The 12,323-nt window shown below is 65.8% G+C and carries 1 pseudogene; it reads left to right on the top strand.

Annotation, left to right across the window (positions count from 1 at the left end):
• Positions 1-12,322, top strand: a pseudogene (locus QIY50_03750) (non-ribosomal peptide synthase/polyketide synthase).
• The last annotated feature ends 1 nt before the right edge of the window (position 12,323 follow it).

Genomic DNA, 12,323 nt, shown 5'->3' with positions numbered 1-12,323 from the left:
ATGGAACTCACCGCCGCACAACGCATCGCCCAACGTTTCGTTGGCCTCCCCGTCGAACAACGCCAGCAGATCTTGGAAAAGATGCAGGCCAGTGGGCAGAGCTTCCGCCTGCTGCCCATCGTGCCCGCGCGCCAGGGCCTGGCGCGTATTCCGCTGTCGTACGCCCAGCAGCGTCTGCTGTTTCTCTGGCAGCTGGAGCCCGACAGCCCGGCCTACAACGTGCCGATGGCGGTACGCCTGAAGGGCGCCCTGGACCAGGCGCTACTGCAACAGGCGCTGGATGCGCTGGTGCAACGCCACGAATCGCTGCGCACGCGCTTCGCCTCGGAGGAGGGCGAGTTCTACCAGGAAATCCTCGAGCACTGCCCGTTGTCGCTGGAATTGCTGATGCTCGACGGTTCCGCCGATGAGGCCGCGCTGAGCGTAGCCGTGGACGCCGCCCTCAAGCAGCCTTTCGACCTGCTGACTGGCCCGCTGCTGCGGGTGACCCTGCTGCGCGTGGCCGCCGATCACCACGTGCTGGCGTTGAGCATGCACCACATCATCTCCGATGGCTGGTCCAGCGATGTGCTGGTGCGGGAATTCATCCAGCTGTACAGCGCCCTGGCCGAGGGCCGGCAGGCCGAGTTGCCGGCGTTGCCGATCCAGTACGCCGACTACGCCATCTGGCAGCGCGCCTGGCTCGAGGCAGGTGAAGCGCAGCGCCAGCTGGCCTATTGGCAGGCCCAGCTGGGCGACGAGCAGCCGGTGTTGAGCCTGCCGCTGGACTTCGAGCGCCCGTCCACGCCTAGCCAGCGTGGCGCGGTGGTGCACGTGGACATCGGCGCCGAGCAGGCCGAGGCCCTGCGCAGCCAGGCGCGCAAGGGGGGCCACACCTTGTTCGTGCTGGTACTGGCAGCCATGGCGGTGGTGCTGTCGCGCTACAGCGGCCAGGCCGACATCCGCATCGGCGCCCCGAACGCCGGGCGCAACCGCAAGGAGCTGGAAGGCCTGATTGGCTTCTTCATCAACACCCAGGTGCTGCGCGTGCAGGTGGACGAGCGCGCCACCTTCGCCGCGCTGCTGGAGCAGGTAAAAGATGTGATCGGCGGCGCCCAGTCACACCAGGAACTGCCGTTCGAGCACCTGGTCGATGCCTTGCTGCCCGAGCGCAACCTGGCCCATAACCCGCTGTTCCAGTTCAAGATAAACCAGCATGTAGCCGCCAGCGATACAGGGCGCAAGCGCCTTGGCGCGCTGGAGGTGGAAGGCTTTGCCCGTGACGGCGGCGATGCCCGCTTCGACCTGGCATTTGACTTCTCCGACAAGGCCGATGGCATCGAAGGCTACTTCACCTACGCTACCGACCTGTTCCAGCAAGCCACCATCGAACGCATGGCCGCTTCGCTGCGCCAGGTGCTGGATGCGCTGGTCCGCAATCCGCAGCAGGCTATCGTAGACAGCCCGCAAGTGGCGACGCTGCTGCCGGCGAACACACAGGTCTACCCGCACGGCAACGTCCTCGCCCTGTGGCGTCGGGCCATGGCGCAAGGCCAGGCCTGCGGCGGTGTGCGTGCCGGTGACCGGTTCATGACCCAGGCCGGGCTGGAGGCCGCGTCCAACCGCCTGGCCAACTACCTGCGCCAGCGCGGCGTGGGCGCCGGCAGCGTCGTTGCCCTGTGCCTGCCGCGTTCCATCGAGTGGGTCGGCGCCTTGCTCGCGGTGCTCAAGACCGGCGCTGCCTACCTGCCGCTGGACACCCAGCAGCCACAGGAGCGCCTGCAACAACTGATTGCCGACAGTGGCGCCGCCGTACTGCTGCATGAGCCGGGCGACCAGCGCTTCGCAAGCCTCGATAACGTGCAGCTGATTGCCTGCGATCACACCGCCTGGGCAACCTGCAGCGACAGCCCGGTCGAGGTGGCCATCACCGCCGAACAACCGGCCTATCTGATCTACACCTCGGGCTCGACCGGTCAGCCGAAAGGCGTGGTGATCAGCCACGGGGCGCTGGCCAGCTACACCCAGGCGGTGCTGGAGCGTCTGCAATTGCCGGCCGCAGCGAGCATGGCAATGGTCTCCACCACCGCAGCCGACCTGGGCCACACCGTGCTGTTCGGTGCCCTGGCCTCTGGCCGCCTGCTGCACCTGCTGCCACACGAACTGGCGTTCGACCCGGATGGTTTCGCCAGCTACATGGCGCAGCATCAGGTCGGCGTGCTCAAGCTGGTGCCGAGCCACCTGCAGGGCTTGCTGCAAGCGGCCCGCGCCGCCGATGTGCTGCCCGCCGAGGCGCTGATCCTGGGGGGTGAGGCCTGCAGCTGGGGCCTGTTGGAAAAAATCCGCGAACTGCGCCCGGCCTGCCGGGTCATCAACCACTACGGCCCGACCGAAACCACGGTCGGCGTGCTCACCTTCGAGCCGGGGCAACCGCTGCCAGGCTGCCGCACGGTGCCGGTCGGGCGCCCGCTGGGCAACGCCTGCGCCCAGGTGCTGGATGGCTACCTCAATCCGTTGGCGGCGCAGGTGCCCGGTGAACTTTACCTGGGCGGGCAAGGCGTCGCCCAAGGCTACCTGGGCCAGCCGGCTTTGACCGCCGAGCGCTTCGTGCCGACCGAGGGCGGTGCCCGCTTGTACCGCACCGGCGACCGCGCGCGGCTGACGGCCGATGGCTTGGTCGAGTTCATCGGCCGTGCCGACGACCAGGTGAAGATTCGTGGCTACCGGGTAGAACCTGGTGAAGTCGGCCGGGTGCTGGCTGGCCTGGCCGGTGTCGGCGAGGCCGTGGTGTTGGCCTTGCCGCTGGAAGGCGATGCCGAGCGCCTGCAACTGGTGGCTTATGTGGTAGCCGACGGCGACGTCACCGTGCAGCAGCTGCAGGCGCAATTGCAGGCTCGCCTGCCGGACTACATGCTGCCGGCGCAGATACTGTTGCTGGAGCACCTGCCATTGACCGCCAACGGCAAACTCGACAAGCGTGCATTGCCGTTGCCGGGCGCTGTCAGCCGTGGCTATGTGGCGCCACAAGGTGAAATCGAGGAAAAACTGGCTGCGGTGTGGGCCGATGTGCTCAAGCTGGAGCAGGTCGGCAGCAGCGACAACTTCTTCGAACTGGGCGGCGACTCGATCCTCAGCCTGCAGATTATTGCCCGGGCCAAACGCCAGGGCATAAGGATCACCCCCAAGCAGCTGTTCGAACAACAGACCATCGCCCAGCTGGCCCAAGTGGCCAAGCGCCATCGAAACGAAGCCAGCGGTAGCCGCTGTGGACACCGCTATCAGCGGGGAGGCAGGGTTGTTGCCAGCGCAGGCACGGTTCTTCGAGATGGAGATCGCTCAGCCGGCGCATTGGAACCAATCGGTACTGCTCAAGCCGGCCAGCCCGGTGCAGGTGCAGCATCTGGAGGCAGCCCTGCGCGCCGTGGTCGAGCAGCACGATGCCCTGCGCCTGCGCTTCAGCCGTGGCGAAAGCCAGTGGCAGGCACGCTTCCAGCCGCTGGACAATGCACCACTGCTGCACCAGCGCAGCCTGGCCGCCCTGAATGAACTGGATGCCGCCGGCAACCAGGTGCAGGCAAGCCTGAACCTGGAGCACGGGCCGCTGCTGCGTGCCGAACTGTTCGAATTCGCCGATGGCCAGCAGCGCCTGCTGCTGGTGGTCCATCACCTGGTGGTCGATGGCGTGTCGTGGCGGGTATTGCTGGAAGACCTGCAAGCGGCCTACCGGCAATTGCTGAACGGCCAGGCCGTGAGCCTGCCCGCCAAGACCACCTCGGTAAAAACCTGGGCCGAGCGCCTGGTCAGCCATGCCGGCAGCCCGGCGCTGCAGGTACAGCGCGATTACTGGCTGCAGGCGCTGGCCGGCGACTCCGGCGAACTGCCGCGGGACAACCCGCAGGGCAGCCTGGCCAACACCCATGCCCGTACTGCCGCCACACGGCTGGATGCCGAGCGCACTGCCAAGCTGCTGAAACAGGCCCCTGCGGCCTACCGCACGCAGATCAACGACCTGTTGCTGACCGCGCTGGCGCGCACCCTGTGCCAATGGAGTGCGCAGGACAACCTGCTGGTCCAGTTGGAGGGCCATGGCCGCGAAGACCTGTTCGACGACCTTGACCTCAGCCGCACCGTGGGCTGGTTCACCAGCCTGTTCCCGGTGCGCCTCACCCCCGGCCAAGACCTTGGCCAGTCGATCAAGGCGATCAAGGAGCAACTGCGCTCGGTGCCGGACAAAGGCCTCGGCTACGGCCTGCTGCGCTACCTCGGCGATGCCCAGGTGCGTGACCAGCTTGAGCGTGCTGCCCAGGCCCGTGTCACTTTCAACTACCTGGGCCAGTTCGATGCCAGCTTCGATGCCGAGGCTGGCGCCCTGTTCACCCCGAGCGGGGAAAGCGCAGGCCGTACCCAATGTGCCGGCGCACAGCTGGGCAACTGGCTGAGCATCACCGGCCAGGTGTACGGCGGCGAGCTGTTCCTGGAGTGGACCTACAGCGCCGACGTTCATCATCCGGCCACCATTGAAAAGCTGGCCCAGGCCTACGAGCAGGCCTTGGCAGAGCTGGTCGAGCACTGCTGCGATGCCCGGCACCAGGGCGTGACGCCGTCGGACTTCCCGCTGGCCGCGCTGACCCAGGCGCAACTGGACAGCCTGCCGCTGGAGCCCGGCCAGATCGCCGATGTGTACCCGCTGTCACCCATGCAGCAAGGGATGTTGTTCCACACCCTTTACGACCAGCAGGCAGGCAATTACATCAACCAGCTGCGCGTGGATGTGGATGGGCTGGATGTACAACGTTTCCAGCAGGCCTGGCAGGCCACGCTCGATGCCCACGACATCCTGCGCAGCGGTTTCATCCTGCAAGGCGAACTGGAGCAGGCCGTGCAGCTGGTACGCAAGGCCGTCGAACTGCCGTGCAGCGAGCACGACTGGCGTGGCCAGCCGGCGCTGGAGCAGGCACTGCAGGCCCTTGCCGAGGGTGAGCGCCAGCGTGGTTTCGACCTGACTGCCGCGCCGCTGCTGCGCCTGGTACTGGTACGCACTGGCGATGCTCGCCATCACCTGATCTACACCAACCACCACATCCTGATGGACGGCTGGAGCACCTCGCGCCTGCTGGGCGAAGTGCTGCAGCGCTATGCCGGCCTGGCACCGCAAGCGCAGGCCACCCACTACCGCGACTACATCGCCTGGCTGCAGGGCCAGGACGCGGCCGTTGCCGAAGCCTTCTGGAAAGCCCAGCTTGCGGCCCTGGACGAGCCGACCCGTCTGGCCCAGGCCATCGCCGGCGGTGCGGGCTCGAGCGGTAGCGGCCACGGCGATCACCGCCTGGCCTTCGACCGCGAGCACACCGCACGCATCGAAGCCTTCGCCCGGGCCAACCGGGTCACGGTCAACACTCTGGTGCAGTCGGCCTGGCTGCTGCTGTTGCAGCGCTGCACCGGCCAGGCCAGCGTGTGCTTCGGCGCCACTGTCGCCGGCCGCCCGGCAGACCTGCCGGGGGTAGAGGAACAGATCGGCCTGTTCATCAACACCTTGCCGGTGATCGGCGCCCCGCGTGCCGAGCAGACCGTGGCCGAGTGGATCGGCCAGGTGCAGGCCGGCAACCTGGCCGTGCGCGAGTTCGAGCACACCCCGCTGTACGATGTGCAGCGCTGGGCGGGGCAGGGCGGTGACGCCTTGTTCGACAGCATCCTGGTGTTCGAGAACTACCCGGTGGCCGAGGCGCTGCAACAGGGCGCGCCCGGTGGCCTGCGCTTTGGCGACGTGGCCGTGCAGGAACAGACCAACTACCCGCTGACGCTGGTGGTGGAGCTGGGCACGACGCTGTCGATGCAATACAGCCACGACCGTGCGCTGTGGAGCGAAGAGACCATCACCCGGCTGGCTGGCTACTTTGCCAACCTGCTGCAGGCGCTGGTGGAGAATGCTGACGCGATGATTGGCGAGCTGCCAATGCTGGGGCTGGCAGAACAGCAACAGATGGTCGAAAGCTGGAACGAGACCCATGCGACGTACCCGAACGAGTGCAGCATCCACCAGCTTATCGAAGCCCAGGTATTCGCCACCCCGAACGCCCCGGCGCTGGTGTTTGGCGAACAGACCCTGAGCTATGCCGAGCTCAACCGCCGTAGCAACCAGCTGGCGCACAAGCTGCGCGAGCAGGGCGTGGGCCCGGATGTGCTGGTGGGCATCGCCATGGAGCGCAGCCTGGAGATGGTCATCGGCCTGCTGGGTATCGTGAAGGCCGGTGGCGCCTATGTGCCGCTGGACCCGGAATATCCACAGGACCGTCTGAGCTACATGTTCGAGGACAGCGGCATCGCCTTGCTGCTGACCCAGTCGCACCTGCATAAAACCCTGCCGATCCCGGCCGGCCTGCGCAGCCTGGACCTGGACACCGAGAACCTTGGCGGCTACAGCGAGGCCAACCCGAATGTCGACGTGGCGCCGCTGAACCTCGCCTACGTGATCTACACCTCCGGCTCCACCGGTCGCCCGAAAGGCGCTGGCAATAGCCATCAGGCGCTGGTCAACCGCCTGTGGTGGATGCAGAAGGCCTACGGCCTGGACGCCAGCGACAGCGTGCTGCAGAAGACCCCGTTCAGCTTCGACGTGTCGGTGTGGGAGTTCTTCTGGCCGCTGATGACTGGCGCGCGCCTGGTCATGGCCCAGCCCGGTGCGCACCGCGACCCGCAGCTGCTGGTGGAATGCATCAACCATTACGGCATCAGCACGCTGCACTTCGTGCCGTCGATGCTGCAGGCGTTCATGACCCACGAAGCGGTCGAAAGCTGCGTCAGCCTCAAGCGCGTGGTGTGCAGCGGTGAAGCGCTGCCGGCCGAACTGGCCCGGCAGACCCTGCAGCGCCTGCCGGCGGCGGGCCTGTACAACCTGTATGGCCCGACCGAAGCGGCGATCGACGTGACCCACTGGACCTGCCAGCCGGACGAACGCATCAGCGTGCCGATCGGTCAGCCGATCGACAACCTCAAGACCCATATCCTCGAAGGCAGCCTGCAACCGGCGGTACGCGGCAGTGCCGGCGAGCTGTACCTAGGTGGCGTGGGCCTGGCCCGTGGTTACCACCAGCGCCCGGCGCTGACTGCCGAACGCTTCGTACCAGACCCGTTCAGCGACAACGGCGGCCGCCTGTACCGCACCGGTGACCTGGCGCGCTACCGCGCCGATGGGGTGATCGACTACGCGGGGCGTATCGACCACCAGGTGAAGATCCGCGGCCTGCGCATCGAGTTGGGCGAGATCGAGGCACGCTTGCTGGAACTGCCGACTGTGCAGGAGGCCGTGGTGCTGGCGCAGGACGGTCCAAGCGGCAAGCAACTGGTGGGCTATGTGGTGCCTGCCGACAGCACGCAAGACGAAGGCGCATTGCGCGACAGCCTGCGCGAAGCGCTCAAGGCCGGTTTGCCGGACTACATGGTACCGGCGCACTTGCTGCTGCTCGGCAAGCTGCCAGTGACGCCGAACGGCAAGCTGGACCGCAAGGCCCTGCCGCAGGCGGATGCCAGCCAGTTGCAGGGCGAGTACATCGCGCCGCAGAGCGATCTGGAACAGCAGATCGCGGCGATCTGGGCGGATGTGCTGAAGCTGGAGAAGGTCGGCCTGACCGACAACTTCTTCGAACTGGGCGGCGATTCGATCATTTCGCTGCAGGTGGTCAGCCGCGCACGCCAGGTGAATATCCAGTTCACGCCCAAGGACCTGTTCGAGGCCCAGACGGTGCAGGCATTGGCCCGGCTCGCCAACCACGGCGACAGTGTATCGATCGATCAGGGCGCGGTAACGGGCGTGACGCCGCTCACGCCCATTCAGCACTGGTTCTTCGAGCAGCCCATTGCCGTGCGCCATCACTGGAACCAGTCGGTGCTGCTCACGCCAGGTGAAACGCTGGACCCGGCGACGCTCGATGCGGCATTGCAGGCATTGCTCGAACATCACGATGCCCTGCGTTTGCGCGTGTTCGGCCATGGGGTGGGCTGGCAGGCTGAATTTGCCGATGCGGGATACTCCCAGTTGCTGTGGCATCGCGATTTCGCCAGCGTCGAGCAGTTGCAGCAAGCCGCCACTGAAGCCCAGCGCAGCCTTGACCTCGAGCATGGGCCGTTGATGCGTGCCATGCTCGCTGCGCTGCCTGACGGTAGCCAGCGGCTGCTTTTGGTCATCCATCACCTGGCGGTAGACGGTGTGTCTTGGCGTGTGCTGCTGGAAGACCTGCAGCAGGCCTACCAGACCCTGGCTGCCGGGCAACCACTGCAGCTTCCGGCCAAGACCACTTCGTACAAAGCCTGGGCCGAGCGTTTGCAAACCTATGCCGCTGCGCCCGCATTGCAACAGGAACTGGGCTACTGGCAGGGGCAGTTGCAAGGGGCCAGCGAAATGCTGCCCTGCGACAACCCGCAAGGCAGCCGGCAACTGAAGCATGCTGCTTCGGTCAGCACGCGCCTCGACGTGGCAAGCACCCGACGGCTGTTGCAGGATTGCTCGGTGGCTTATCGCACGCAGATCAACGACCTGCTGCTGACGGCCCTGGCGCAAGCAGTTGGCCGCTGGAGCGGTCAACCCGAAGTGCTGGTGCGCCTGGAAGGGCATGGCCGTGAAGACCTGTTCGCGGGTATCGACCTGACGCGTACGGTGGGCTGGTTCACCAGCCTGTACCCGGTAAAGCTGAGCCCGCAGGCAGACCTGGCAAGTTCGATCAAGACCATCAAGGAACAGCTGCGCGCCGTGCCTGACAAAGGCCTGGGCTATGGCGTGCTGCGCTACCTCGGCGATGCCGCGAGCCGCGAGGCCCTTGCAGCATTGCCTGAAGGCCAGATCGTCTTCAACTACCTCGGGCAGTTCGACGGCAGCTTCGATGGTGAAGCAGGTCTGTTCACCCCCGCCAAGGAGAACGATGGCGCCAGGCAGGATGCCGAAGCACCGTTGGCCAGCCTGCTGACCATCAACGGTCAGGTTTATGGCGGCGAGCTACGCCTGGAGTGGACCTTCAGCCAGGACATTCATCGCCGCGAAACCATCGAGCAGCTGGCCCAGGCTTACCAGCAGGCCTTGGCTGAAATCATCGAGCATTGCTGTGAGGGTGGACATCGCGGCCTGACCCCGTCCGACTTCCCGTTGGCCGACCTGACACAGGTGCAGCTCGACCAGCTTCCGGTTGACGTGGCGGAGATTGCCGATGTCTACCCGCTGTCGCCGATGCAGCAGGGCATGCTGTTCCACAGCATCTACGAGCAAGGCAACGGCAACTACATCAACCAGATGCGCGTGGATGTGGATGGCCTGGATGTAAATGCCTTCAGGCAGGCCTGGGGGGCTGCCTTGCAGGCCCACGACATCCTGCGCAGCAGCTTCGTCTGGCAGGGGGACTTGGGCCAGGCGGTACAGGTCGTGCACAAGCAGGTGACACTGCCGTTCAGCGAATATGACTGGCGTGCCGAGGATGAGCTGGCACGGGCGCTGGACAGCCTGGCGGATGCCGAGCGGCAGCGTGGCTTCGACCTTGTCGAGGCACCCTTGTTGCGCCTGGTGCTGGTGCGTACGGCGCAGGCACGTCACCACCTGATCTTCACCTGCCATCACATCCTGATGGATGGCTGGAGCACCTCGCAGTTGCTGGGTGAGGTGTTGCAGCGTCATGCGGGTAAACCTGTGGTGGCAGCGGCGGGCAGCTACCGTGACTACATCGCCTGGTTGCAGCGCCAGGATGGGGCGGCGGCAGAGCGGTTCTGGCAAGGCCAGATGGCCAGCTTCAACGAGCCGACGCGCCTGGCCCAGGCCGTGCGCAATGGTGTGCCTGATGGCCAGGGCCATCACATTCATCACCAGGCATTCGATGCCGGGCGTACCGAGCGGGTTGAAGCCTTTGCCCGTGCCCAGCGTGTCACCGTCAACACCTTGGTACAGGCTACCTGGCTGTTGCTGCTGCAGCGCTATACCGGGCAGTCGTCGGTCTGCTTCGGTGCCACGGTCGCCGGCCGGCCAGCGGAGCTGGCGGGCGTGGAGGCGCAGATCGGCTTGTTCATCAACACCCTGCCGGTGGTTGGTACACCGCAAGGCGAGCAGAGCGTCGCGCAATGGATCGGGCAGGTGCAAGCCAGCAACCTGGCCATGCGTGAATACGAACATACGCCGCTGTACGACGTGCAGCGCTGGGCCGGCCTTGGCGGTGAAGCCCTGTTCGACAGCCTGGTGGTATTCGAAAGTTACCCGGTGTCCGAGGCCCTTCGGCAGGGCGCAGCGAGTGGCTTGCAGTTTGGCCCAGTGCAGGTGCGCGAGCAGACCAACTATCCGCTGACCGTGCTGGTGAGCCTTGGCGACAGCCTGGCTATCCAGTACCGGCATGATCGTGCGCACTGGAGCAGCGAGGCGATCGAGCAACTGGCCCATCACTTCGGTACGCTGCTTGACGCGCTGGTGAGTGACCCGTGTACTGCACTCGGCGACCTGCCGCTGCTCGATGCCGCACAGCATCAGCGTATCGTGCAGGACTGGAACCGCACGGCGGCCAGTTACCCGACCGACCGCTGTATCCATCAGCTGTTCGAGGCGCAGGTGGTTGCTGCGCCAGGCGCAGTTGCACTTATCCACGGCGAGCAGACGCTCACGTATGCCGCGCTCAATGTACGGGCCAACCAGCTGGCCCACAAACTGCGCGAGGCTGGCGTGGGCCCGGAAGTGCTGGTAGGTGTCGCCATGGAGCGTGGCCTGGACATGGTGGTCGCGCTGATGGCCATTCTCAAGGCGGGCGGCGCCTACGTGCCGCTCGACCCTGGCTACCCGCAGGACCGCCTGGTGTACATGCTCGAAGACAGCCAGTCGATCCTGCTGCTGTCGCAGTCGCATCTGCTGGAGCGTGTGCCGGCCAGCTTCCAGGCGCGCACGCTGCTGGTGGACCAATTGCTGCTCGACGGCTACGAAGCGGCCGACCCGGTGTGCGTGAGCACGCCGGACAACCTGGCGTACTGCATCTACACCTCAGGCTCCACCGGCAAACCCAAGGGCGTCCAGATCGAGCATCGCAATGCCGTGGCAATGATCGGCTGGGCGCAGTCGGTATACAGCCAGCAGGACCTGTGCGGCGTGTTGGCGTCCACATCGATCTGTTTCGACCTGTCGGTCTGGGAGTTGTTCGTGACCCTGGGGTCGGGTGGCTATGCGGTACTGGCGGCCAATGCCCTGGAGCTGCCGCACCTGCCGGCCAAAAACCAGGTACGCCTGGTCAACACGGTGCCGTCGGCCATCAAGGTGCTGCATGAAACCGGCAAGTTGCCGTCCAGTGTCCGCATCGTCAACCTGGCGGGGGAGGCCCTCAAGCAGGGGCTGGTCGACGCGTTGTACGGCACTGGCCACGTGCTCAAGGTGTACGACCTGTACGGGCCTTCGGAGGACACCACCTACTCGACCTTCACCCTGCGCACTCAAGGCGGCCAGGCCAATATCGGCCGGCCGCTTTCCAACAGTGCCGTGTACCTGTTGAGCGAGGCCGGAACGCCGCTGCCGGTAGGGGTGGTGGGGGAGCTGTACATGGCGGGTGCGGGCCTGGCGCGTGGTTACCTGGCGCGCCCTGGGCTTACCGCCGAACGCTTCATCCCCGACCCGTTTGGTGGGCAGGGTGGCCGCCTGTATCGCACCGGCGACCTGGCGCGCTATGACGCCGACGGGGTCATCGAATATGCCGGGCGTATCGACCATCAGGTGAAGATTCGCGGCTTCCGTATCGAACTCGGCGAGATCGAGGCGCGCCTGCAACAACAGGACGCAGTCCGCGAAGCCGTGGTACTGGCGCTGGATGCGCCTGGCGGCAAGCAACTGGTGGGCTATGTGGTGCCAGCCGATGCAGAGTCGGTTGCCGGCGAGGAAGCTCGGGCGGCGTTGCTTGACACCCTGCGCGTCAGGCTGAAGGCCAGCCTGCCGGACTACATGGTGCCCGCGCACCTGTTGCTGTTGGAGCGCCTGCCACTGACACCGAACGGCAAGCTGGACCGCAAGGCCCTGCCACAGCCTGACGGCAACCTGCGCCGGGCGACCCATGTGGCGCCGGAAACGGAGCTGGAGCGGCGGATCGCCGCGGTATGGGCTGAAGTTCTTGGCCTGGAAAACGTATCTCTTACCGACAACTTCTTCGAGCTGGGGGGCCACTCCTTGCTGGCAACCCAGGCGATAGCACGACTGCAGATCGAACTGGGTACGAACCTGCCACTCGCGTTGTTGTTCCAGACAGAGAACCTGCAGGCCTTTGCACAAGAGGTCGGCAGTTTCGGTACCCGAAACGACGGAGACCTGGATGAGCTCCAGGACTTCATGGCAGAGCTCGAGGCGGTTTGAG

The organism is Pseudomonas putida (assembly GCA_029953615.1).
Taxonomy (GTDB): Bacteria; Pseudomonadota; Gammaproteobacteria; order Pseudomonadales; family Pseudomonadaceae; genus Aquipseudomonas.
The sequence above is the reverse complement of the archived record's forward strand: the minus strand, read 5'-3'. Positions and strand labels throughout refer to the sequence as shown.